Origin of the sequence: Actinoplanes sp. NPDC026623 (assembly GCF_040638275.1) — a bacterium.
In the GTDB taxonomy this organism is placed as follows: Bacteria; Actinomycetota; Actinomycetes; order Mycobacteriales; family Micromonosporaceae; genus Actinoplanes.
The window spans coordinates 13,620-36,656 of record NZ_JBEZXZ010000058.1 but is presented as its reverse complement, the minus strand read 5'-3'; the positions used below and the strand labels follow the sequence as shown (position 1 = coordinate 36,656).

The 23,037-nt window shown below is 71.3% G+C and carries 19 protein-coding genes and 1 tRNA gene; 9 read left to right on the top strand and 11 right to left on the bottom strand.

Annotation, left to right across the window (positions count from 1 at the left end; genetic code table 11):
* Nucleotides 1-237 precede the first annotated feature (237 nt).
* From selB to AB0F10_RS19160, 3 genes are all read right to left on the bottom strand, one after another.
* Entirely contained in the window at nt 238-2,013 is a 1,776-nt protein-coding gene (selB, locus tag AB0F10_RS19170) for a selenocysteine-specific translation elongation factor (protein WP_360626288.1), read from the bottom strand.
* Nucleotide 2,014: 1 nt separating this feature from the next.
* Nucleotides 2,015-3,322 carry an L-seryl-tRNA(Sec) selenium transferase gene (gene selA, locus AB0F10_RS19165; protein ID WP_360626285.1) on the bottom strand — a complete coding sequence of 436 codons (1,308 nt, stop codon included), beginning with the start codon at nt 3,320-3,322 and terminating at the stop codon, nt 2,015-2,017.
* Nucleotides 3,323-3,392: 70 nt separating this feature from the next.
* Nucleotides 3,393-3,486 (bottom strand) — tRNA-Sec (locus tag AB0F10_RS19160).
* An 86-nt stretch (nt 3,487-3,572) separates the two neighbouring features.
* Here AB0F10_RS19160 and selD point away from each other — a divergent pair.
* Nucleotides 3,573-4,589, top strand: coding sequence for a selenide, water dikinase SelD (gene selD, locus AB0F10_RS19155; RefSeq protein WP_360626316.1), 1,017 nt, complete (start codon nt 3,573-3,575; stop codon nt 4,587-4,589).
* Between the two features lie 32 nt (nt 4,590-4,621).
* Here selD and nrfD read toward each other — a convergent pair whose 3' ends face one another.
* From nrfD to fdh, 3 genes are read right to left on the bottom strand one after another with little or no spacing between them, the layout of a single operon-like run.
* Nucleotides 4,622-5,584 carry an NrfD/PsrC family molybdoenzyme membrane anchor subunit gene (gene nrfD / locus AB0F10_RS19150; protein ID WP_360626313.1) on the bottom strand — a complete coding sequence of 321 codons (963 nt, stop codon included), beginning with the start codon at nt 5,582-5,584 and terminating at the stop codon, nt 4,622-4,624.
* Nucleotides 5,585-5,637: 53 nt separating this feature from the next.
* Entirely contained in the window at nt 5,638-6,561 is a 924-nt protein-coding gene (locus AB0F10_RS19145) for a 4Fe-4S dicluster domain-containing protein (RefSeq protein ID WP_360626282.1), read from the bottom strand.
* 1 nt (nt 6,562) lies between these two features.
* Nucleotides 6,563-9,847 carry a formate dehydrogenase gene (fdh, locus tag AB0F10_RS19140; RefSeq protein WP_360626279.1) on the bottom strand — a complete coding sequence of 1,095 codons (3,285 nt, stop codon included), beginning with the start codon at nt 9,845-9,847 and terminating at the stop codon, nt 6,563-6,565.
* A 258-nt stretch (nt 9,848-10,105) separates the two neighbouring features.
* Here fdh and AB0F10_RS19135 point away from each other — a divergent pair, with 258 nt between their 5' ends.
* From AB0F10_RS19135 to AB0F10_RS19115, 5 genes are all read left to right on the top strand, one after another.
* On the top strand, nt 10,106-10,468 hold the full coding sequence (locus AB0F10_RS19135; protein ID WP_360626276.1) for an STAS domain-containing protein: 363 nt from the start codon (nt 10,106-10,108) through the stop codon (nt 10,466-10,468).
* Nucleotides 10,465-11,487 (top strand): ATP-binding protein, encoded by a 1,023-nt coding sequence (locus AB0F10_RS19130; RefSeq protein WP_360626273.1) that lies wholly within the window; start codon nt 10,465-10,467, stop codon nt 11,485-11,487. The genes AB0F10_RS19135 and AB0F10_RS19130 overlap by 4 nt, the downstream gene beginning before the upstream one ends.
* Nucleotides 11,488-11,532: 45 nt before the next feature.
* On the top strand, nt 11,533-11,985 hold the full coding sequence (locus AB0F10_RS19125) for a YoaK family protein (protein WP_360626270.1): 453 nt from the start codon (nt 11,533-11,535) through the stop codon (nt 11,983-11,985).
* A 63-nt stretch (nt 11,986-12,048) separates the two neighbouring features.
* Nucleotides 12,049-13,818 carry a SpoIIE family protein phosphatase gene (locus AB0F10_RS19120; protein ID WP_360626267.1) on the top strand — a complete coding sequence of 590 codons (1,770 nt, stop codon included), beginning with the start codon at nt 12,049-12,051 and terminating at the stop codon, nt 13,816-13,818.
* A gap of 92 nt (nt 13,819-13,910) precedes the next feature.
* Nucleotides 13,911-15,410, top strand: a complete 1,500-nt coding sequence (locus AB0F10_RS19115) for a SpoIIE family protein phosphatase (RefSeq protein WP_360626264.1) — start codon at nt 13,911-13,913, stop codon at nt 15,408-15,410.
* A 5-nt stretch (nt 15,411-15,415) separates the two neighbouring features.
* On the opposite strand, the gene AB0F10_RS19110 is transcribed toward AB0F10_RS19115, so the two are convergent.
* The 3 genes from AB0F10_RS19110 to AB0F10_RS19100 all read right to left on the bottom strand — a co-directional run bounded on the left by AB0F10_RS19110 (nt 15,416) and on the right by AB0F10_RS19100 (nt 16,783).
* Nucleotides 15,416-15,772, bottom strand: a complete 357-nt coding sequence (locus AB0F10_RS19110; protein WP_360626261.1) for an ATP-binding protein — start codon at nt 15,770-15,772, stop codon at nt 15,416-15,418.
* 22 nt (nt 15,773-15,794) lie between these two features.
* Nucleotides 15,795-16,124, bottom strand: a complete 330-nt coding sequence (locus AB0F10_RS19105) for an STAS domain-containing protein (RefSeq protein ID WP_360626258.1) — start codon at nt 16,122-16,124, stop codon at nt 15,795-15,797.
* 425 nt (nt 16,125-16,549) lie between these two features.
* Complete coding sequence (locus AB0F10_RS19100) at nt 16,550-16,783, bottom strand: CDGSH iron-sulfur domain-containing protein (protein WP_360626255.1); 234 nt, start codon at nt 16,781-16,783, stop codon at nt 16,550-16,552.
* A 54-nt stretch (nt 16,784-16,837) separates the two neighbouring features.
* On the opposite strand from AB0F10_RS19100, the gene AB0F10_RS19095 reads away from it, so the two are divergent.
* The 3 genes from AB0F10_RS19095 to AB0F10_RS19085 are packed head-to-tail and all read left to right on the top strand — an operon-like array spanning nt 16,838 to nt 19,965.
* On the top strand, nt 16,838-17,809 hold the full coding sequence (locus AB0F10_RS19095; protein WP_360626252.1) for an iron-containing redox enzyme family protein: 972 nt from the start codon (nt 16,838-16,840) through the stop codon (nt 17,807-17,809).
* A 56-nt stretch (nt 17,810-17,865) separates the two neighbouring features.
* Nucleotides 17,866-18,783, top strand: a complete 918-nt coding sequence (locus AB0F10_RS19090) for a class I SAM-dependent methyltransferase (RefSeq protein ID WP_360626248.1) — start codon at nt 17,866-17,868, stop codon at nt 18,781-18,783.
* A gap of 30 nt (nt 18,784-18,813) precedes the next feature.
* Nucleotides 18,814-19,965 (top strand): glutamate--cysteine ligase, encoded by a 1,152-nt coding sequence (locus AB0F10_RS19085; RefSeq protein ID WP_360626245.1) that lies wholly within the window; start codon nt 18,814-18,816, stop codon nt 19,963-19,965.
* 98 nt (nt 19,966-20,063) lie between these two features.
* Here the strand turns inward: AB0F10_RS19085 and AB0F10_RS19080 are convergent, their stop codons facing one another.
* Together AB0F10_RS19080 and AB0F10_RS19075 are read right to left on the bottom strand one after the other, a co-directional pair.
* On the bottom strand, nt 20,064-21,644 hold the full coding sequence (locus AB0F10_RS19080; protein ID WP_360626242.1) for a cellulase family glycosylhydrolase: 1,581 nt from the start codon (nt 21,642-21,644) through the stop codon (nt 20,064-20,066).
* Between the two features lie 681 nt (nt 21,645-22,325).
* Nucleotides 22,326-22,979: a hypothetical protein gene (locus AB0F10_RS19075; RefSeq protein ID WP_360626239.1), complete on the bottom strand. Its 654-nt coding sequence runs from the start codon at nt 22,977-22,979 to the stop codon at nt 22,326-22,328.
* Between the last annotated feature and the right edge of the window lie 58 nt (nt 22,980-23,037).

Here is a 23,037-nt window from a genome sequence, read left to right as displayed (position 1 = left end):
CCGGCGTTCTTGTGAAAGTCGCAACACTCAAGCAGGCCAGCTCGCGCGGTTACGCAGACCATTGCCGGGGTTGACGTGCCTGGTCACTGAGTGCACTGGTGAGGCAGGCGATGCCGAACTCATATGCTTGATCGCTGTCGCCACTACGGGTAGCGGTCACGGATCCGATGGCCGCGGTGCGGCAGTTCCTGGCAGCGGCTTCCGAGGCCAGGGAGAAGCCGTGATGCCGTACCAGCGTCAGGGCGCAACGCCGGGGCCGCGCAGGCCGACGACGGTCCGGCGGGCGTCGGGCAGCCGGCGGGTGCTCCCGGTTCGGTCCAGGAGTTCCATCAGCGGGACGATGACCCGGCGGCTGGTGTCCAGGGCGCTTCTCGCCTCGCTCAGCGTGAACGGCTGCGGCAGCGCGGCCAGTACCCGGACCGCCACCTGTGGCGCGCCAGCGCGCAGGATCACGTTCTCCGCGAGCCGCACCACCAGGCCGGCGTGGACGGCGGCGCCGATCTGCCGGCCGCCCAGCCCCAGCTCGGCCAGCCGATATGCCTCCGGAGCCGCGAACGGCCGTGCGGACAGGTCCGCGAACGCCCGGTCGACCGAGGCCACCAGCTCGCCGGGCGGCGCGGTCGACCCGGTCGAGACACGTCCGCCGCGAACGACCAGCGGAGCCCCGGCCAGCGCCTCGACGAGCGCCCGCGCCGGCAGCCCCAGCCGGTGCCGCAGGGCGTCGACCGGGGCGCCGGGCTCCAGCGGGTGCTCCCGGGCGTGACGGGCGACCTCGTCGACGAGGCGGGCACGCAGAGCCGCCCAGTGCCCGGGGTCGGCAAGCCACTCCCCCGTCACCGGATTCGTGCCGGCGGCGACACCCATCCGGGCCAGCTCGTCGCGGCGGACCAACCCGCGCCGGCGCAGCTCGCCGGCCGGGTCTGGCCTGCCGTCCATGGTTGCCAGTTCGGCCGCGCGGGCCGCGGCCGCGCCGCGGCGGCTCAGCCCCGGCGGTGCGACGTCGAGCACCGTCACCCCACCGGCCACGTGATGGCGTCCCGGGTCGCGTAGCAGCGCCCGGTCACCGATCCGCAGCGGCAGCGGCGACCCCAGCCGCAGCCGGGCCGTGTCGGCGCCGAGCGGGCGCACCCGCACCGGCACCGCGGCCGATCCGGTGTGCAGGGTGAGCGAGGCCGGCAGACCGGCGACCGGATCACCGTTCACCCGCACGTCTATCAGGTCGGTGAGCAGGAACCGGCCCGGGCTCAGCAGTGCCCGGCCCCGGCCGGCCGCGGCCTTGGTGACCCCGCGGAGGTTGACCGCGACCCGGGACGTGCCGCCGACCTGATCGACGGGTGCGCCGAGGCTCTGCAGGCCGCGTACCCGCACCGGCCGGGCGGCGCCGGTCAGCTCCAGTTCGTCGCCCTGGCGCAGCCTGCCCGCGCCGAGGGTGCCGGTGACGACCGTTCCCGCGCCCCTGACCGTGAACGACCGGTCTATCCAGAGCCGGACCGCCTCCTCCGGGTCGGCCGGCGGCAGCGCCGCCACCAGTCTGTCCAGGGCGGCACGCAGCTCGTCGAGGCCGGCGCCGGTGACCGGGCTGACGCCGACCGCCGCCACCGCGCCCAGCGACGTCGCGGCGATCTCCCGCAGCGCGCGTTCCGTCGCCGGGGCCGGGTCGGCCAGGTCGGCCCGGGTGACGACGAGCAGTCCGTGCCGCACGCCCAGGGCGTCGAGGGCGGCGAGGTGCTCAGCCGACTGGGGCATCCAGCCCTCGTCGGCCGCCACGACGATCATCGCGGCCGGCACCGGGCCGATCCCGGCCAGCATGTTGGGCACGAAGCGCTCGTGGCCGGGCACGTCGACGAAGGCGACTGTTTCGCCGGACGGCAATCTGGTCCAGGCGAAGCCGAGGTCGATGGTCATGCCGCGGCGGCGTTCCTCCGCCCACCGGTCCGGTTCCATCCCGGTCAGCGCGCGCACCAGCGTGGACTTGCCGTGATCGACGTGTCCGGCGGTGGCCACGACGTGCATGTCAGGCGCTCGCCGCGGCGGTGACGGCGGCGGCCACCGCGGTATCGCTGTCGGCGGGTACGCAGCGCAGGTCGAGCAGCAGCCGCCCGCGCTCGATGCGCCCGACGACCGGGGTGTGCCCGGTGCGCAGCGGGGCGGCGTACGCCTGCGGCAGGGCGAGCGCCCACGATGGGAGCTCGAGTTCGGGGGCGCCCCCGCCGCCGACCACCGCGACCGAGGCGACCACCTCGGCGGCGACGCCGGCGGCCGCGAGTTCGGCCCGGAGTCGTTCGGTGCGCGACCGCAGCGCCTGCGGCGCGGCGCGCAGCGCCTGCGAGGTCGGCGTCGGCGGCCCGGTGACCGTCGCCCGCAGCGCGGCCAGGGTGAGCTTGTCGACCCGCAGCGCCCGGGCCAGCGGATGCCGGCGCAGGCACTCCACCAGGTCGTCGCGGCCGAACAGCAGCCCGGCCTGGGGGCCGCCGAGCAGCTTGTCCGCGCTCGCGATGACCAGATCGGCGCCGGCCCGCAGCGACGAGGCGGCGTCCGGCTCGCCGGGCAGCAGCGGGTCGGGGGCCAGCAGCCCGGAGCCGATGTCGGCGACCACCGGCGGCCCGAGAACGGCCAGCTCGGCCAGGCCGGCCGCGCTGGTGAAGCCGCGGACGACGAAGTTCGAGGGGTGGACCTTGAGGATGAGCCCGGTGTCCGGCCCGAGCGCGGCGGCGTAGTCGGCCGGCGAGGTGCGGTTGGTGGTGCCCACCTCGCGCAGCCGGGCCCCGGTCGAGGTGAGCAGGTCGGGCAGGCGGAAACCGTCGCCGATCTCGACCAGTTCGCCGCGGCTGACGATGATCTCCTTCCCGGCGGCCAGCGCGGTCGCGGTCAGCACCAGGGCCGCGGCGCCGTTGTTGACCACATGGACCGCCTCGGCGCCGGGCACGGCGTCGGCCAGCGCGGCCAGGGCGTCGCGGCCCCGCCGGGCCCGGCGGCCGGTGACCAGGTCGAGCTCGATGTCGCAGGGTCCGCCGGCGGCGGCCACGGCGGCCAGGGCGGCCGGGGACAGGGCGGCACGGCCCAGGTTGGTGTGCAGCACGACGCCTGTCGCGTTCAGGACCGGTCGCAGCCCGCCCGCGGTCGCGGGCAGCGCGGCAAGGGCCGCCGCGACGACCTGGCCGGGGTCGAGTTCACCGGCGCGGACGCGCTGCTGGGCCGCGACCACCGCGGCCTTGACGGTGCCCGGGCCGAGGCGGTCGGCGGCGGCTCGCAGCCGGGCATCGGCGAGGACCGCGTCGGTACGCGGGACCAGCCGCCGCGGGTCCGCCGTCGCGTGGCCCACGCGTCACCTCCTACGCCGCCGTGCACAGCCGACAGGTGCCCCGGCGGCACGCCGTCGGTCCACGTCAGAAGCGGAGGCGGACGGGAATCGAACCCGCCCGGCCCGGATGCCGGGCCACACCGGTTTTGAAGACCGGGAGGGGCACCAGCCACCTGAACGCCTCCGCCGATCACCTTAATGCCGGTCGGGCGTCCCCGCCGGTTTCGGACGGGCGCCGCGGCCCGGGGCGTGGGAGGGTTCGAGCATGGCGATGGCTATGGCGATGGCGGGCGGTCGGCGGCTTACCCAGTACGCGCATGGCGGCGGTTGCGCGTGCAAGATCCCGCCGGGTGAGCTGGAGTCCATGGTCGCCGCCCTGATCGGTGAGCAGGTTCCGCAGGGTCCGGGTGAGCTGTTGGTGGGGCTGGACGACGGAGACGACGCGGCGGTCGTGCGGATCGCCGCGGGGACCGCGGTCGTCGCCACCGCCGACTTCTTCACCCCGGTGGTGGACGACGCCTACGACTGGGGACGGATCGCCGCCGCCAACGCCCTGTCCGACGTGTACGCGATGGGCGGTGTCCCGGTGGTCGGTGTCAACCTGCTGGCCTGGCCGCGCGACCTGCTGCCGATGGAGCTGGCGGCCGAGGTGTTGCGCGGTGGCCTGGCGGTGGCCCGCGAGGCCGGTTGTCATCTGGCCGGCGGGCACAGCGTCGACGACCCGGAGCCGAAGTACGGGATGGCGGTGACCGGCGTCGCCGACCCGCGGCGGCTGATGCGCAACGACGCCGGGGTTGCCGGCCTGCCGCTGAGCCTGACCAAGCCGCTCGGCATCGGCGTCCTGAACAGCCGGCACAAGCACACCGGGGAGGTGTTCGCGCAGGCGGTTGCCGCGATGACCGGGCTCAACCGGGACGCGAGCGCGGCGGCGCTGGCCGCCGGGGCGGCCTGCGCGACCGACGTGACCGGGTTCGGCCTGCTGGGGCATCTGCACAAGCTGGCCCGGGCCAGCGGGGTGACCGCGCGGGTCGACGCCGCCGCGGTGCCGTATCTCGACGGGGCTCGCGACGCGCTGGCGGCCGGTTACGTCAGCGGCGGCACGCGCCGCAACCTCGACTGGGTGCGCCCGCACACCGACAGCGCGGGGGTGCACCAGGACGAGTTGCTGCTGCTCGCCGACGCGCAGACCTCGGGCGGTTTGCTGGTGGCGGGCGAGGTGCCCGGGTACCCGGTGGTGGGCGAGCTGGTGCCCGCCCGGGGCGACGGCATCACGCTGGTGGTCCGCTGACCGGGCCGGCCCGCATGCGGCGGGCCACCGGCTCACTCGGCGACCGAGGCGCCCGGGCCGTCGGCAGGCGGCGTGCGCGCGAGCCGCTCCCGTTGCGGGACGACGGTGTACTTCGGGTCCCGGGCGGAGGCGATGCCGCCGTCGAAGATGCCGAGCCGGGTGGCCAGCGAGCCGGCCAGCAGCGAAAGGCCGGACAGCGCGGACACCGTCCGGCTGCGGCGCCCGAGCAGCGCACCGGCGGCTCCCGCCGCGGTCAGCAGGCGGGCCGCCCGTAGCAGCCGGCCCGGCCGGCCTTCCCGGTACGGCTCGCTGAGCAGTCCCATCCCGCTCTCCACCCGATGTCCGCTGTAGAGCTCCAGCGTCGCACCGATGGCCGCCAGCCGGCGGGCCGGCCCGGCCTGACCGGCCGGGGCCGCGATGAGTCCCACGCCGGCCCCGCTGGCCAGTGCGCTGCCCGCGAAGACGAACGGCAGTTCCGGGTACGCCGCGTGCCAGCTCGGCGTCGCGGTGTCGGACAGCAGCACCGCCGTGTACGTCGCCAGGGCCGGTGCGGCGGCGGCGGCGCCCCACTGTCCGGCGGCGCCGACCGGGCCGAGGGCCCTGCGGGCGAGCCCGAGCACACCCGAGTCCGGCAGCAGCGGGGCCGCCTCGGCGACCGCCCCGGCGCCGGCGGCCACGCCGAAGCCGCTGAGGATCCAGGTGCCCATCGACATCGGCGACGTCGGCTTCGCGACCCGCAGCATGTTCAGCAGACGCTCGGGCCGACCCAGGTCGTTGACCAGGAAATATGTGCTCGCGACGACCGCGCCGAGCGCGGTGAGGCGGCCGGCGCGGCGCAACGCCGGCCGGCCGGTCGCGTCACCGCCCGCGGCGAGCAGCGCCGAGCCGGCCGCCAGGCCGCCGGTGAACAGGTACGCGGCGATGTCGTGGCGCCAGACCGCCGCCTTGACGATCGGGCGCCCGTAGTAGGAGCGGAACCGCGCCGGGGGCACCATCGACCGGTCGCCGCCGCGGCCACCGCGCCGGCCCCGCCCAGCCTCGCGGGGCCTCACGGGCGGCCACCGGCGAACGCGGCGACGACCGCGGCCGCCATGGCCAGCGCGGCCAGTCCCGCCCGCCGGTACATCGCCGGCAGGTCCCGCGTGGTCACCACCGGGTCCGGCGGCAGGCCGTACACCTCGGGCTCGTCGAGGAGCAGGAAGAAGGCGCCGTCACCGCCGACGCCGTCGCCGGGGTCGTTGCCGTAGAGCCGGGCCGCGGTCTCGCCCTGCTCGTGCAGCTTCTCCAGCCGGTGCTCGGCCCGGCCGCGCAACTCGTCGAGCTCGCCGTACTGGATGGACTCGGTCGGGCAGGCCTTGGCGCAGGCCGGGGTCATGCCCCCGCCGATCCGGTCGTAGCACAGCGTGCACTTCCACGCCCGGCCGTCGTGCTTTCGCTGGTCGATCACGCCGTACGGGCAGGCGGGAATGCAGTAGCCGCAGCCGTTGCAGATGTCCTCCTGCACCACGACGGTGCCGAATTCGGTGCGGAACAGCGATCCGGTCGGGCAGACGTCCAGGCACGCCGCGTGGGTGCAGTGCTTGCAGACGTCGGACATCATCAGCCACCGGAAGTCGGTGCGCGGCGCGTCCACGGTGCGGCCCGGCAGGTCGCTCATCGGCATGCCCAGAAACTGCGTGCCGGCCGGGGTGGCCGTAGCGGCGGCGGCCGGCGCGTCGACGGCGGGTTGCTCGATGAACGCGACGTGCCGCCACGAGTCGGCGGTCAGACCGCCGGTGTTGTCGTAGGAGGTGCCCAGCAGGTCGAATCCGTCATCCGGGACGAGATTCCACTCCTTGCAGGCGACCTCGCAGGCCTTGCAGCCGATGCACACGCTGGTGTCGGTGAAGAAACCCATCCGCGGGGGCGCGTCGACGTAGCCCGCGTCGGGCGCGGGGTCCAGCGGGCCGTAGAGGCTGTTCTTTCCGGCCATGTCAGGTCTCCCCCGGCTTGTCGTCGGCATCCGTGGTGTGGACAGCGGTGTGCGCATCCGGGGCGAGCCCGGCCCGTGCTCGGTACTCGGCGACGTACTCCGGCAGCCGCGGCCCGGTCGGCCGGCGGCCGGCCCGGACGTCGCAGGTGCCCGACTTGCTCTCCTGGATCAGCACGTTGGGATCCAGGACGATGCCGATCAGGTCGTTGGCCGGGTCGCCCGTGATCAGCCCTTCGCCACCCCAGTGGTACGGCAGCCAGAGCTGGTGGATGACCCGCCCGTCCACCCGCAGCGGGCGGAGCCGGTCGGTGATCAGCACCTTCGCCTCGATCGCCGAGCGGGCCGTCACGACGTGCGCCCATCCCAGGTGCGTCAGTCCCCGCTCACGGGCCAGTTCCGGCGACACCTCGACGAACATCTCCGGCTGCAGTTCACTGAGGTACGCGAGCTGGCGGCTCATGCCCCCGGCGGTGTGGTGCTCGGTGAGCCGGCTGGTGGTGAACACGTACGGGAAGACCTCGGCGTGCTCCTGCGGCGGGCTCGGGTTGGTCACGTTCTCGGCGCTGTCGTAGATCTTGCGGGTGGGGTTGGCCTGCTGGCCGTAGAGCGGGTTGCGTACCGGCGACTCGGGTGGCTCGTAGTGTGCGGGCAGCGGCCCGTCGATCAGCCCGACGGGTGCGTACAGCCAGCCCTTGCCGTCGCCCTGCATGATGAACGGATCGTCGCCGGCGATCGCGTCCGTGCCCGTGGCACCCTCGGGCGGCCGGTACGACGGCGGCTTGGTCTTCTCGAAGTCGGGCACGTCATAGCCGGTCCACTCGCCGTTCTCGCCGGCCCGCGGGTCCCACCACACGTACTTCTTGCGCTCCGACCAGGGCCGGCCCTCAGGGTCGGCGGACGCCCGGTTGTACAGGGTGCGCCGGTCCGACGGCCACGCCCAGCCCCACTCGCGGGCCACCCAGTCCTGGTCGGCGCCGGGCCGGCGGCGGGCGGCCTGGTTGACGCCGTCCTTGAACACGCCGGAGTAGATCCAGCAGCCACACGCCGTCGAGCCGTCGGCCTTGAGCGAGGTGAAGTTCGGCACCGGCTCACCGGTCGCCGAGTCATAGCCGTTGATCTCCTTGAGCACCTGCTCGGCGTCCGGCTCGTCGCCGCGTGCCCCGTGCAGCGCGTAGTCCCAGTTCAGGCTGAGGACGCCCTGATCGCGCTCCGCGCCGGAGCCGGCCAGCCGCCGGCGGATCAGGCGGCCGAGGTGGTAGAAGAACCACAGTTCGGAGCGGCAGTCGCCCGGCGGCTCCACGGCCTTCTCGCGCCACTGGAGCATGCGCTGGGTCTGGGTGAACGTGCCTTCCTTCTCGGCGTGCGAGGCCGCCGGCAGGAAGAACACCTCCGTGCGGCACTCGGTGGGCACGATCTCGCCGGTGGCGACCTCCGGGCCGTCCTTCCAGAAGGTGGCGCTCTCGATCATGTACAGGTCGCGGACCACGAGCCAGTCCAGGTTGGCCATGCCGAGTCGCTGCGCCCTGCCGTTGGCCGAGCCCACCGCCGGGTTCTGGCCGAGCAGGAAGTACCCCTTGATCTTCCCGTCGATCATGTCGAACACCTGCTGGTAGGTGCCGTGGTCACCGGTCAGCCGGGGCAGCCAGCCGTACCCCCAGTCGTTGGCCGCGGTGGCCGCGTCGCCCCAGTACGCCTTGAGCAGGCTGACCGCGTACGCCTCGGCGTCGGCCCAGAAGCCCTTCTGTTCCGGGTGCCGGATCTCGTCCACCCACTGACGGAACGTCTCGTGCCGGCTGTGGTGCGGCATCGGCAGGTAGCCGGGCAGCAGGTTGAACAGCGTCGGGATGTCCGTGGATCCCTGGATGCTGGCGTGCCCGCGCAGCGCCATCACGCCGCCGCCGGGCCGGCCGACGTTGCCCAGCAACAGCTGGATGATTGCTCCGGTGCGGATGTACTGTGCGCCGACGCTGTGCTGGGTCCAGCCGACCGAGTAGACCAGGGCGGTGGTCCGCTCCCGGCCCGAGTTGGCCGTCCACGCCTCGCACACCTCCCGGAACTTGTCCTGCGGTACCCCGCAGACCTGCTCGACGACCTCAGGCGTGTAGCGCGAGTAGTGGCGCTTGAGCACCTGGTAGACGCACCTCGGATGCCGCAGCGTCGGGTCGCGGGGGACGTCGGCGGGCACGGGCGCACCGTGCGATTCCTGTTCCAGACCGGACGCCGTCGCCCGGTCGGTGTGTGCCTGGCCGTGACTCTGGCCGTGTTCCTCCTGCCCGCCGTAAGCCCAGCTGGCCTGGTTGTACGTGTTCAGTTTCGGGTCGTACCCGGAAAAGAGCCCGTCCAGGTCCTCGGTGTCCTCAAAGTCCTCACTGACCAGCATCGACGCGTTGGTGTACGCCAGCACGTACTCCCGGAAATCCTTCTCGTTGCCGAGGATGTAGTTGACGATGCCGCCGAGGAAGGCGATGTCGGCCCCGGCCCGCACGGCGACGTGACTGTGCGCGAGGGCGCTGGTGCGGGTGAACCGGGGATCGATGTGAATGATCTTCGCGCCGCGCTTCTTCGCCTCCACCACGTACTGGAAGCCCACCGGATGCGCCTCGGCCATGTTGGAGCCCTGGATGATGATGCAGTCCGCGTTCGCCAGATCCTGCAGGAATCCGGTGGCCCCGCCACGGCCGAAGCTGGTTCCCAGACCGGGAACGGTGGCGGAGTGTCAAATGCGGGCCTGATTCTCGATCTGAATGGCGCCGATCGCGGTGAAGAGCTTCTTGATCAGGTAGTTCTCTTCGTTGTCGAGCGTGGCGCCGCCGAGACTCGCGATGCCGAGCGTGCGGTTGAGCGGGCGCCCGTCGGCGTCGGACTTCTCCCAGGTGGCCGCGCGGGCGGCGAGCACCCGGTCGGCGATCATGTCCATCGCGGTGTCGAGGTCCAGCTCTTCCCAGTCCGTGCCGTACGGCCGCCGGTAGAGCACCTTGCGCTGTCGACGGTCGCTGGTCACCAGGCTGAGGCTGGCGGATCCCTTGGGGCAGAGCCGGCCCTTCGAGACGGGGCTGTCCGGGTCACCCTCGATCTGGACGACCTTGCCGTCCTTGACGAAGATCCGCTGACCGCAGCCGACCGCGCAGTACGGGCACACCGAGCGGGCCACCGAATCGGCCGTCTCGGTGCGGGGGGTCAGCGACCGCGACCGTTCGGACCGTGCGGCGGCGCCCCGGCCCAGCGGATCGGTGCCGGTCAGCTGCCGGTAGACCGGCCATTCCCCTATCCAGGTGCGGACGCCCATGATGCCGACGATAAACCCGGTGAGTCCGCCCCGCACGTGGAGTCGAAGGCGGCGGGGACCGGCGGCCTTTCCGACTGAAGGGCTGCAGGGCGGCTCGCCCCGATCGGCACGTTCGTCACCCCACCGAGGGATACAAGGAAGCGTGTCGCCGATATACCTTGGGGGGTGCCAAAGCTCCATATCGGCATGCGCCGACCACGGCCGATCGACCCCGAATGGTGCGCCCCGGGCGCTACGGTGATTTGAGAGGCTGAGCTCGTGGCAGAGCCGTTTCATGCACAGCATGCCGACCTATGCACCATCCGACAGGACGGTCCGGTTCTGCGGTTGATCGGTGACATCGAGCAGGCGAACTGGCGGGAGGTCGCCGACCGCATCGCCGCCGAGGTCGGCGCCGGGGCGACCCGCCTGGACCTGACGCAGGTGAGGTTCTTCGGCGCGGCAGGCGTCCGGGCGCTGATGAAGGGCTGCGAAGCGCGGCCCAGCGGTGTGACTCTCCAGCTGAGCTGCGCGCCGGTGGTGTTCCGAGCATTACAGATCTGCGGGCTGCTCACCATGGGCGGGCTCGTCGTCGAGGCGCAGACGGACGAACAGGCGCCGCCGCCGGAGGCCGGGCGATGACGACTTGGCCGGATCCGCAGGACAAGGAGATCGTCGAACCACTCGACCATGCGTACGAACACGCCGCGTTGATCATCGACTCGGACGGTGCGGTGCGCGCCCGGCTCGTGCCGGTTCTGAACGACCTGGTCGCCCGGGGGGCAGGGATCCTCATGATCGTCAGCGCCAAGGTCGAACTCCTCGTGCGGACCGAGTTCGGCGCGCTGAGCGATCAGCTGGAATGGCGGGAGCCGAGCTCGTTCTACCAGCGGCTGGGCTTCGCGTACGAGGAGTTCCGGCGCTACACGGCCGAGCAGTACGCCCAGGGCCGGCGCGTGCACATCGTCGCCGAGCCGGATATCACCACCGACATCGACCCGAGCAGCCCGGTCGATCGCGCCGCCGAATACCTGTCCTACGAGGTGGTCTACAACGACATCATCGCCCCGTACGATTGCCCGCTCACCTGCATCTGGGACGCCCGGCGGCATTCGACTCTGATCATCGAAAACGTGCGCCAACTGCACAGCCACGAGATCATCGACGGGGGAAAGCTGGTGTCCGTCCAGCACGTCCCGGCCCTCGACTACCTCGCCCGCCGCAACGAGATCCCGTTGCCGCCGCTACCGGGCGACACCGACCTGGACCTGACAATGTCCGGCCTCGGTGGGGTCACCTCGGTGCGCACCGCCGTGTGGTCCTGGGCCCTGCGGCAATCGTTCTCTGACGCCGCGGCCATCGACATCGTCATCGCGGTCGCCGAGGTGGTGACCAACGGCATCGTCCACGGCGCCGTCCCCGTCCGCGTACGCGCCTGGCGGCACGCGAACACCCTCGTCGTGCAGGTCGACGACGCGGGCGGGCGTCCGCTGCCGCCCATCGCCGGATACCTCGCACCCGACCGGCACCCCGACACCGGGCGGGGCATGTGGCTGGCCCGGCAACTCTCGGACGTCGTCAAGGTCCACACCGGCGGCGGCATCACCTCGGTCCGGCTGCATTTCCCGTACGACGTGACACACCACATTCCCGTCTACTGACCGGTCGCACTCGGTGCGTCCCTGGCACCGCGGGAAGGAGACGCCATGGCCGGCACCGGAGAGCATGGACCGCTACCCCGGCTACTGATCGTGCTGACCGTCGTGAGGGGGCTGGTGGACGCGTTCGGCTACCTCGCCCTCGGGCATGTGTTCGTGGCGAACATGACCGGCAACGTGGTGTTCTTCGGCTTCGCACTGGCCGGCGTCGGCGGGGTGCCGGTCGTCGCGAGCCTGGTGGCGATCCTGGCATTCGCGGTCGGCGCCGGGCTCGGCGGCCGGCTGGCCCGCGAGCCCGCCCGCACCGCGGGTACCTGCTCGCCGCCGCGTGCCTCGCCCATGCGGTACCGGTCCTGGCCGCGGCGTTCCTGGTCACGGCCGCCGGAACCGGGCGGCTACCGGCCCGGCTGGTGTCGTGCCAACTCGTCGTCAGATCACGATGCATCGGCGAGGGGTATTCATGTGCGGAACCGGTGGGTTCGCCGGCTCGGCGCTGTGTGACTATGTCCCGGTGCACCAAGTTGATTCAGCGGGGGGCGTCCGCCAGCTGCGCCGGGCGGCTGCGTGAGCGGCGACGTAGCAGCGGCGGCACGGGTCGCGGCGCTGGGGCGAACCGGGCTGACCGCTGCCGCCGATCCGGCTTTCGAGCGTTTCGCGGTCCTGGTGCGGGATGTCTTGCGGGTTCCGGTTGGCTTGGTGGTCCTGGTGGAGTCGGACCGGCAGGTGTTTCCCGGAGCATGTGGGTTGGGCGAGCCCTGGCAACATCGGCGACAGGCCCCGCTGTCGCACTCGTTCTGTCAGCATTTGATGGACAGCGCCGCGCCGCTGGTGATCGAGGACGCGCGGACCGACCCGCGGGTCACCGGAAGCCTCGCCATAACCGAGCTGAACGTCGTGGGGTACGCGGGGATGCCGTTGACCGACGAGGCCGGGGTGGTGCTGGGGTCGCTGTGCGCGATCGACACCGTCCCCCGACGCTGGACCCGTGGCGAGCTGACACTGCTGGCAGATCTTGCTGCGGCATGCTCGGACAGCCTGCGGTTACGGATCGTCACCAGCGGGGCGCGGCAGTGTGAGGTTGAGTCACGAGCCCTGACGACGGTGTCCGACGCCGCGTTCGACCGGAGTCAGTTGTTGCTGCGGGCCAGCGTCGCGCTGGTGAACACGAGAACCGCCGATGACGTGGTGGCCGCGGTCCGGGATCTGGTCACCGGCACATTGAACCCCGCCTACGTCGGGGTGTCGTTGCTCGACCGGGGCGGAATGCTGCGCTTGCAGTCCAGCCTGGCGCTGCCCGCACACGTCGCCCGCCGATGGGAGCACTACGTCGGTGCGGCCACCACCCCATCGGCGCTGGCCGTGCGCGACGGCGCTACGGTCCTGCTACCTGACCTGACGTCCGTACGTACCTCGGCACCGGACGCGGTGGACACGTTCCTGGAGATGGGCTGGCAGTCAGCGGCCAGTGTGCCGCTACCCGGCCTCGGCGGACCGGTCGGCGCGCTGACGTTCGTGTGGAAGCGGCCTTACACCCTGGACGACGCCGAGCAGACGGTCCTGGCGGCGTTGGCCGGCTACGTCGCCCAGGCGTTGCAGCGCGCAGACCACCTGGTCTCCCAGGAGAACGCGGCCGCAGTGCTGCAACGGGCACTGCTCAGCGACCTGCCGGACGTGGCCCCGTTCGAGGTGGCCGCCCGCTACGAACCAGCCTCCCACAGCGAGCAGGTCGGTGGGGACTGGTACGACGCGGTCCGCCTGGACGCCGAACGCCTCGCGCTGATCATCGGAGACGTCACCGGTCACGACATTCGCGCCGCCGCGCTGATGGGACGACTGCGCAGCAAGCTACGCCTGCTGCTGGTCGACCGGCACGAGGCGCCCGCCGCGCTGCTGCGCCGCCTCGAGGCCGCCAACCGCGCCCTCGGCGACCAGATCACCGCGACCGCCGTACTGGCGTACCTGACCCCGAACTCCGACGGTCACGGGCATCAACTGCACTGGGCCAACGCCGGCCATCCCAGCCCGCTGCTGATCGACCGGGCAGGCACCACGGTGCTGACCGGCCGCGACCCATTATTAGGCGCGCCGCGCCACCTGCCTCGCGCGAGCCACACCCGGCACCTGCCGCCCGCCTCGACCGTGCTGCTCTACACCGACGGCCTCATCGAAACCCGCACGCAACCGTTCGACGAACGGGAGCGACAACTACATGCCGTAGCGGCCGACCTGCACGGCCTGCCCCTGCCCGACCTGCTCGACCAGCTCTACACCACCTTCGCCGGCGACGACCACGAAGACGATATCGCCCTACTCGCCGTGCGCACCCCACCATGACTCCGAGTACAACCAGCAGCTCGTCGCCGGCTCACCGTCAAGTCGCCCCCGGGACGCCGTGTCGGCGGTTCGCGGACCATTAGGCTGCAAAGGTGGCCGACGAGGACGTGGTTCGGGAACTGCTCGCTGCGATTCCCGCGGGCTGCACCTGGTTGCGGCCGGTCGCCGGTGACGACGGCACGGTCACCGATTTCCGGGTCGCCGCGACCAGCGACCAGATCCATGACATCTACGGCCGTGGCACGCAACGGCTCGGCGGCCGGCTCAGCGAGCTGTATCCGTCCATGGTGGGCGGCCCGCTCTGGGTGCTCTACCTGGAGGTGATGCGTACCGGCACGCCCGCGACGATGGACGAGTTCCAGTTCGAGCAGTCCCGTCCGGGCGTGGTCGCCGAGTCACGCTTCCAGGTCAGCGTGCGGCGGGTACTGGGCGGCCTGCTGGTCTGGTGGCAGCGGGTCGACGAGCATCGCCGCCGGCTGGAGAACACGGAGCTCCTGGGCAGTCTCGGCTGGGCGGAATACGACCTCGCCACCGGCCGCTCCGACTGGTCCCCGGGGATGTACCGGATCTTCCAGCGTGATCCCGCCGACGGGCCATTGCCCCGAACCGGCCAGGCCGCCGCGGTCCTGCCCGACGACCGCGGGATCGCCGAGGCCGCCTGGCAGACGCTGGACGTCGGGGCGGCCTCCGACGTCACCGTCCGGTTCCGGATCGGCGAAGCGGTCAAGCATCTGCGGATCCTCTCCGACCTGGCCCGGGACGCGGCCGGCCAGCCGGTGAAGATCTACGCAGTGGTGCAGGACGTGACCGCCCGGGTCGCCTCCCGCACCGAGATCGAGCGACTCAACGACCAGGTACGGACCCGCGAACTGACCGCGATTGCCGAGCATCGGCTTGCCCGGCAACTGCAGCAGATGATCCAACCGGTGCCCGCCGGCCCGTTCGAACTGGACGGCATGCAGGCGATGGTCAATTACCTGCCGGCGGAGAGCGCCGTTCGGGTGGGCGGCGACTGGTACCACGCACAGACCCTGCCGGACGGCCAGGTCGCCCTCGCGGTCGGCGACGTGGCCGGGCACGGCCTGGATGCCGCCAATGGCATGGCCCACATGCGATTCGCCCTGGTCGCGTGGCTGTCAGTGGGCATCCGGGATCCCGGCCTGCTGTTGCGCCACCTGAACCTGCTCTGCTTGCAGCTCGGCATCACCGGCACCGCGGTGATCGGCGTCTTCAGCCCCGAGGACCGACTGCTGTCCTGGGCCAGGGCCGGCCACATGGCCCCTCTGCTCGGCCGCGACGGGCGCAGCATCGACCTCACGCCGCCGCCTGGGCTGCTGCTGGGCGCCGAGACCGAGGCCGACTTCCCCGTCGCCACCACCCGGCTGCACCCCGGCGACCTGATCCTGCTCTACACCGACGGGCTGGTGGAACGCCGCGGCAACGTCGCTCGGCGGGCCGCCGAGGTGCGTGCCCACCTGAGCTCGGTCTCCGCCGAGCCGGGGGTGGCTCCGCTGCCCCGGATCCACCAGCTCCTGCACGCGCCGAGCCCGGATGACGACACCTGCACGCTGGCCGTACTCGTCAACAACTGAGCCGGTCAGAGGGTGAGACAGAGCCGGACCAGGGTGCCACCCGGCACCGCGACCGTCTGGACCGAATCGCAGATACGTTCCACGATGGGCAGGCCCCGCCCGCGCAACGCCTGCGCCGACGGCATCTCCCGGCCGAGCGGCCGCGGGTCACCACCGTCGACCACGTCACAGAACAGCCGGCCGTTGGCGCCCCAGAGCCGAATGTGACCACCACCGCCGGAATGCTGCAGCGTGTTGGTGGTCAGTTCACTGACCGCGACCGTGAGCAGATCGATCCGGGCGTCCGACAAACCCAGCGTTCGGGCCTGCTCGGCGACGAAGGCGCGGACCGAACGCAGGTCATCAGGCTCGGAGTACGTCATGCCAGCAGGGTCGACAGGCTGCTCAGCCATGGCGCCGCTCTTCGGCCGGTGCCCGCAGCAAGGCGTCCAGCCCGGTCAACTCAAGCACCGCGGCGACCGCGCCCCCCGCATTGACCACAAAGAGCTGACCCTTGCGCCTGCGCGCCGCGTGATGCGCGATCACCAGGGCCTGCACGCCGGTGGAGTCGAAGAAGCTCACACCTGCCACGTCAACGAACACCGACTCCTCGCGGCCCACCGCATCCAGCAACACGGCGGTCAGCTGGGCGCGGGCGGTGAGGTCACATTCACCGTGCAGGACCACCGTGACCCGGCCCTTCCCGGCGGCAGTCCTCGCCTCGAAGCTCGCCATGGGAGCGCGGCACCTTTCTTGCCGGGGTACAGCTTGCCAGCCCATCATGACACGCCGCCAGATGCGCCCTGGTCTGCACCGACGGCCTCAGCCCGCGTCCCGCACGCCGTGGCCGCCGTCGACGCCCGGCGCCCTCTCGAATCCCCGCGTCCGCGGACGGGAGGCCTTCGGTCCCGTCTCCGGTACCGGTTGGCGCGGCCGGCGGTGACGGCCTCATCCGCTGACGCTGCTGCAACGGTGCGCCGGTTCCGAACACCACGCTTTGCAGGGCGCCGGACACGCTCGTCTGATCCTGTCGCACAGAGTGCGAAGATCGAGCATGTGCGGCCCGCCACCGACCGCGCGCCCGCCCCCGCGGCCGACCTGCTCGACGCCCTGGTCCTGCTGCGCTGGGCGCAGACCGAGCTTGCCGGCCTTGAGCCGACCTATCGTGGGCTCGGCGTGTCCCGATCGGTGCCCGCGCGGAAGCCGATCATCTTATGAGTGCCGTCGCAGAACGGCTTGACGGCGGACTTGCCGCATCGGCACAACGCGACGATGGCGCGGCCGGGATCGATCCGCTCGCCCTCGGGCGTACGCAACTCGAAATCGCCACGCACGATCAGTGGTCCGTCCTGGTAAGGAATGATCATGGCTGACATACCCATCGGGATCCCCATGATCGAGGACCGTAAACATCGTTTATCTGGGGATATACCGGGAATTTACCGAACATGAAACTTCCACGCGCTCGCGGGCGGGTGTCGGAGGCGCTGATCGACACGATCGGCGGGAGGGGCGCCGCGCTGCCGGTCGCGCCGGTCTTCGACGATGACGACGATCTTCATCTGACCCTGTTCGTCTGTTATGAGCTGGCCTACCGCGGCTGGGACGGCGTGGACGACGCCTGGGAGTGGGATCCCGGCCTGCTGGGTCTGCGCGCGGCCGCCGAGTGGCGCTTCGAGCAAGAGTTGCACGCGCTCGTCGGGCCGCCGTCCCGGACCGACCCGCAGACCGTGCCGGCGCGGCTGGCCGCGATCGTCGCCGACGACGACGGGCCCGCGCTGTCCGGATATCTACGCGGACGGGCGACCCGTGCGCAGTTCCGCGAGTTCGTCACCCACCGCTCGGTCTATCAACTGCGCGAGGCCGATCCGCACACCTGGGCCATTCCTCGGCTGGCGGGCCGTCCGAAGGCGGCGCTCATCGAGATCCAGCTGGACGAGTACGGCGGCGGCGCCGTCACCAGAATGCATCAGGAGCTGTTCAAACAGACCATGTGCTGGTTCGACCTCGACCTGACATACGGAGCGTACGTGGATGCCGTGGGGGCGACCACGCTCGCCACGAACAACCTCATGTCCCTTTTCGGCCTGCACCGCCGCAACCGGGGTGCGCTGATCGGGCATCTCGCCGCCTACGAGATGACGTCGTCCGGGCCGAACCGGGCGTACGGCACCGGGCTGCGCCGGCTCGGCGGCGGCCCGGCGGCCACGGCCTTCTACGACGAACACGTCGAGGCGGACGCGGTACACGAGCAGATCGCCGCCAACGACCTCTGCGGCTCGTTCGCCCAGGCCGAGCCCGAACTGGCCGGCGACGTGCTGTTCGGGGCCCGCTGCGCCCTCGCCCTCGACGCACGGTGGGCGAACGCCGTGCTGGACTCGTGGCAAGCCGGACGATCCTCACTGCGCTCGGGCACATGATGATCACAGATGCCGCGGCGGTGGTCTCCGGGACGGCTTTCACTCGAGCCGACTCCATGCTCCTGCGTCTGGGCGTCCTGTTGCGCGACCGGGGCTACACCTTCACCACTGTCACACCGGCCACGCACGCACGGGTCAACCGCCGCCCGGAGAACGCCCGTGCCGAAGGGCTGCGCGACGTCCTGGGTTGGAGCCGCCCGTTCGGAAACGGCGTACTGCCCGAGCAGGTCACGGAGCTGATGGACGCCGCCGGAGTGCTGGTCCGCGACGGCGATGACTGGCGCAGCCTGGTCCGGTACTCCTCGTACGACTCGGAACTGTTCGTGCACTCGGCCTTCCCGACGACCGCGCCGGACGCGGTGTTCTTCGGACCCGACACCTACCGGATGGCGAACGCCGCCGTCGCACACGTCAAGACCCGCGATCGGCCGGTGCGCCGGGTGGTGGACATCGGGTGCGGCTCCGGGGCCGGGGCGATCGCCGTGGCGAAGCGGGTACCGGACGCCGAGGTCCTGGCCGTCGACATCAACGAGGCTGCGCTGAGGTTCACCCGGGTGAACAGCGCGCTGGCCGGCACCAGCGGCGTACGGGTCAGTCGCAGCGACCTGCTCGACGGGGTCGACGGCCGCTTCGATCTGATCATCTCCAACCCCCCGTTCATGATCGACCCCGCCGGACGCGCCTACCGGGACGGCGGCGGGGAGCACGGGCACGGGCTGTCGCTCGCGATCGTCGATGCGGCGGCTGCCCGGCTGGAACCGGGAGGCTCGCTGGTGCTGTTCAGCGGCACCGAGATCATCGGCGGGCGCGACCCGCTCCGGGAGGCGGCCGCGGACCATCTCGACGGCACCGGCCTGGCCTGGACGTATCTCGAGGTGGACCCGGACGTCTACGGCGAGGAACTCGACGGCCCCGCCTACCCGCATGCGGAGCGCATCGCCGTCGTACTGCTCGAGGCCACCCGTCCGGCGTGAGACCCACCGTCCGATCCGAATGGTGATCTGATGCCCGCAACCACCGGCGGCAGACCTCCCGCGATCGCCGCCGCCCAGTCCCTCGCTTCCACCGTGCCGTCGCTGGGTGTGGAGGAGGAGTTTCTCCTGCTCGACCCGGCGAACGGCGAGAACGTGCCGGCGGCGGTTGCGGTGCTGTCGGGGTTACCGGCCGGCATCCGCGAGCAGAGCCGGCCGGAGTTCCGGCACAGCATGATCGAGATGGTCACTCCGGTGTGCACGAGCCTCGCCGAGGCAGAACAGCAGCTGCGCCGGCTACGCCGGGCCGCCGCGGCGGCGGCCGCCGCGGCGGGCACGCGCCTGGTGGCGGTCGGGGCAACCCCGATCGCCGAACGCCGGCCGACCGTCACCGACAACCCCCGCTTCGAGGCGATCGCCCGGCACTACGGCCCGATCGTGGCGGACCCGGCAGTGTGCGGCTGCCACGTGCACGTCGGCGTCGCCGACCGGGAGCTGGCGATCCAGGTGAGCAACCAGCTCCGGACCCGGCTGCCGGTCATTCAGGCACTCGCCGCCAACTCCCCCTTCTACGTCGGCGCCGACTCCGGGCACGCCAGCTGGCGTTCGATGCAGCTGGAACGGTGGCCCAGCCTCGGACCGGCGCCCCTCTTCGAGTCCGCCGACGACTACGCCGACACCGTGCGGCTGATGGTCGACTCGGGGGCCATGCTGGACGCGACCATGGTCCTCTGGTACGCCCGGCCCTCGGCCACCTACCCCACCATCGAGGTCCGGGTCGCCGACGTCTGCCCCACCGTGGCCGACACCGTCCTGCTGACCGGCCTGATCCGGGCGCTGGTCGCCACCGCCATCGACGACATCGCCGCCGGGCTGACCGCACCCGAGGTCCCGGACGTCCTGCTCCGGGCCGCTCATTGGAACGCCGCTCACCGCGGACTCGGCGGAACCCTGCTCGACCTGCGCGAAGGTCGCGCCCGGCCGGCCTGGGACGTGGTCGACGACCTCGTCACCACGGTGCGGCCGGCGCTGCTGCGCCACGCCGACCTCCCCCTCGTCGAGACCGGGCTCGCCCGACTCCGCCAGGAGGGTACCGGCGCGGACCGCCAACGCCGGGTCTACGAGCGCACCAATGACCTGCGCACCGTGGTGTCCGAGCTCGCCACCTGGACCGTGCAGGGCTGAGTCCCCGCGACGCGACCGCTCACCCGTCGTGATGGTTGTCGCAGGTTCGCCGGGAACGGGCCGGGCCGCCGGCAGCGGCCCGGGCCCGTCGTGGTGGGTCAGCTGCAGGAGGTGCCGTTGAGGGTGAAGCCGGTGGGGGCGGCGGCGTTGCCGGTGTGGCTGGCCTGGTAGCCGATGCTGGCCGAGGCCCCCGGCGCAAGAGTGCCGTTGTAGCCGGCGTTGGTCGCGGTCACCCTGCCGCTGGCCGGGGAGAAGCTCGCGTTCCAACCGGAGACGATGCTCTGTCCGGCGGCCAGGGTGAAGGCCAGATTCCAGCCGTTGATGGCGGTCGTGCCGGTGTTGGTGATGGCGATGCTGGTCGTCAGGCCGGTGTTCCACGCGTTGACCGTGCTGCTGACCCGGCACGCGCCGGTGCCGCCCGGGCTGGTGGGCGGCGTTGAGGTGGGCGGCGTGGTCGTCGGCGGGGTGGTGGGCTGGCTGCCGCCGACGGCGCCCATGATGGCGTCGATGATGCCCTGCTGGGTCACCGTGAGGGAGCTGCGGTCGTACAGGCCGAGGCCGTGCTGCCCGTTCCAGCCGTTGTCCCAGTAGGCGGTGGCTGCGCCGTACTTCTTGGCCGTCGCCACCACGGCGCGTGCGTAGTCGGCGCGGTAGCGGTTGTTCGCGGAGTCGTACGTCGTCTTGTCGATCGAGCCGTACTCACCGACGAATACCGGATATCCGCGCGTGACGAACTTGTCGTACATCTTCTTCATCTGCCCGTCCAGGAAGTCTTCCTGTCCCCAGACTGACTTCTTCGCGGGATTCGTCGCGCCCGCGCCCCACTGCGTGATGGTGCCGTCCTCCTGTCCCGCGAAGTCCCACGGGTCGTAGTAGTGCACCGAGATCACGATCCGCTGCTCGTTGGCCGGGATGGACGACGAACGGTTCTGGTCGGTGGGAAGCACGAAACCGTTGCCCACGGTGTGGTCGATGTTGGTGTTCCAGCCGGGCACCAGCAGCCACCGGGAAGCATTGGTCCCGCCGGTGCGGCGGACGGTGTCCACGAAGATCTGGTTGTAGGCGTTGATGTTCGAATAGCAGGGCTCGGTCGGGTTGCCGTACTGCCCGTCGAAGTTCTCGTTCATGGACTCGAAGATCAGGTGGTCGTCGTAGCTCTGGAACCTGGTCGCCACCTGCTGCCAGACCTTCTGATACCTGTCCTTGATCGTGGTCTGGTCGGCCGCATCGCAGATCAGCCAGGACCCGGTGACGGACTTGTATCCGTCGCCGTGCATGTTGATCAGCACGTAAAGGCCCCGCCTGTGGGCGTAGTCGACGACCTCCTGGATGCGGTTCAGCCAGGCGGCGTTGACTGTGTAGTTCGGGCCGGCCCCGATGTTTCCCAGGTAGGAGACCGGGATTCGGATCGTCTTGAATCCCGACGCCCGCACCCGGTCGATGAGGGCCTGCGTCACGACCGGGTTTCCCCACGCCGTCTCGCTCGGGATGCCGTTGCTGTTGGCCTCAAGCGCGTTGCCCAGGTTCCAGCCGGCACCCATATCGGCGATCAGCTGTGAACCGTTCAGCTGGGCCACGACGCCGGCCGAGGCCGGCCTCGTCATGCCGTACACCGTGCCGGTGAAGGCCAGCATGGCGGCAGTGAGTGCGAGTCCGGCCTTTCGTGCCATCGAACTCATGGATGTCCCTCTCGTGCGGTCCGTAAGTGCTGATCCCCCGATGCCGTCGACGTCGACGCGGTGCAGCCGCCGCCCCAATGATTTGGACATCCCGTGAGCGGCGACCCGTCGCCGCGGCGTTCACGATGCCGCCGTCATGGTGATGATCAGTCGATAGGGCGAGTGCCAAAATGAACCTCAAGAAGCGTCTCAAGTGCAGCTTCTTTGTTGGCATACCAGCCAAAGTACAGTAGATATCGATGCTCGTCCATCGGGATGCGGATCGGCGTATGCCACGCCCCAAGCCGGCTCGCGGAGCCTCAACATTGGATGTGACCAGCGGCGTGGTCCGGAGAGACTCCGCGCCGGTCTCGTGCTCACCGAGGTCGGTCCGAGTTCCCCCGCTTTCACGGAGCGGTGGTTACCTGCTTCCGGCCGGGGCGAAAGCCGATCGGGTCGCCGACCAGCGACGACAGTCCAAGTGCGAGAACCACCCGAGCGATCGGGCCCGGGTGGCTCGCCTTTTGCCACAGCGCGGCGGCCACCTCATGGTTGATCGTCCGGCGGCGACCAGCTCTGCCACCCGGCGTTCGTTCTCGGTCAGGTCTGAGCCGGGGTGGTGCAGGCCGGACCTGGCCAGTTCCGGCTGAGCTCCTTCGACCCAGCGGGGAACTCCAGCCGATGAAATCTCCGACACCGTAGTCAAAATGTCGGCTGAGTTCCGCTTGTAGCCGGCGCGGCGGTAGACCTTGCCGAGCGCGAGACGTGAACGGGTTGCCTCGAACGGGATTCGATGCCGTCGAGGCCGATAGCCGGGAGTTTCGGCCGGGATCGGCCTGGCAACGGCGGTGGGCCTGCCGACCCCGCGGCTACCCGCTCAGATAGCGCCGGGCTGTTGAGGCGCGAGGCGGCGGGAGAGCCGGTCGGCGAGGTTTCCGGTCGCACCGACGGCACCTGCCAAACGTCTCGCAGGACTGTGTCCAGTGGCGTCGGCTTCACGCCGAGGATCGCCTCGGTCCGGCTGGAGTCGATCACGTGCGGGTTTTCGTTGCTGTACATCATTTCCATGAGTTCGCCGAACACCGGTTGCTGTCGGGCCAGCGTGGCCAGCTCGTCGCGGTCGATGCGGTGCAGCTTGGGTGTGGGTGCTGCGGCCAGTTCGGCGAGCCGCTCGCTCAGTGCCCGCACGGAAAGAGACGACGTGACCGGCACGTGCCAGGGCCGGCCCCACGCGGCGTCGTTGCGGCTCGCGGCCACGAGCGTGCGGGCGATGTCTTGCGTGTAGTTCCAGCTGTGCGCTACGTCGAGGTCTCCTGGGTAGGACGCTGTCTCGCCGGCCAGCAGGGGACCGAGCACGAAGGCGCCGTGACGAGGCCGACACGGTGATGGTGACTGGCGGGATGGGTCGCGACGA

Excerpts from the sequence above, each read along its gene's own strand:
- selB (WP_360626288.1), bottom strand. The coding sequence starts at position 2,013 with ATGCACGTCGTGGCCACCGCCGGACACGTCGATCACGGCAAGTCCACG.
- selD (WP_360626316.1), top strand. The coding sequence starts at position 3,573 with ATGGCTATGGCGATGGCGGGCGGTCGGCGGCTTACCCAGTACGCGCAT.
- nrfD (WP_360626313.1), bottom strand. The coding sequence starts at position 5,584 with ATGGTGCCCCCGGCGCGGTTCCGCTCCTACTACGGGCGCCCGATCGTC.
- AB0F10_RS19145 (WP_360626282.1), bottom strand. The coding sequence starts at position 6,561 with ATGGCCGGAAAGAACAGCCTCTACGGCCCGCTGGACCCCGCGCCCGAC.
- AB0F10_RS19130 (WP_360626273.1), top strand. The coding sequence starts at position 10,465 with ATGACGACTTGGCCGGATCCGCAGGACAAGGAGATCGTCGAACCACTC.
- AB0F10_RS19125 (WP_360626270.1), top strand. The coding sequence starts at position 11,533 with ATGGCCGGCACCGGAGAGCATGGACCGCTACCCCGGCTACTGATCGTG.
- AB0F10_RS19110 (WP_360626261.1), bottom strand. The coding sequence starts at position 15,772 with ATGACGTACTCCGAGCCTGATGACCTGCGTTCGGTCCGCGCCTTCGTC.
- AB0F10_RS19105 (WP_360626258.1), bottom strand. The coding sequence starts at position 16,124 with ATGGCGAGCTTCGAGGCGAGGACTGCCGCCGGGAAGGGCCGGGTCACG.
- AB0F10_RS19100 (WP_360626255.1), bottom strand. The coding sequence starts at position 16,783 with ATGGGGATCCCGATGGGTATGTCAGCCATGATCATTCCTTACCAGGAC.
- AB0F10_RS19095 (WP_360626252.1), top strand. The coding sequence starts at position 16,838 with ATGAAACTTCCACGCGCTCGCGGGCGGGTGTCGGAGGCGCTGATCGAC.
- AB0F10_RS19090 (WP_360626248.1), top strand. The coding sequence starts at position 17,866 with ATGCTCCTGCGTCTGGGCGTCCTGTTGCGCGACCGGGGCTACACCTTC.
- AB0F10_RS19085 (WP_360626245.1), top strand. The coding sequence starts at position 18,814 with ATGCCCGCAACCACCGGCGGCAGACCTCCCGCGATCGCCGCCGCCCAG.
- AB0F10_RS19080 (WP_360626242.1), bottom strand. The coding sequence starts at position 21,644 with ATGAGTTCGATGGCACGAAAGGCCGGACTCGCACTCACTGCCGCCATG.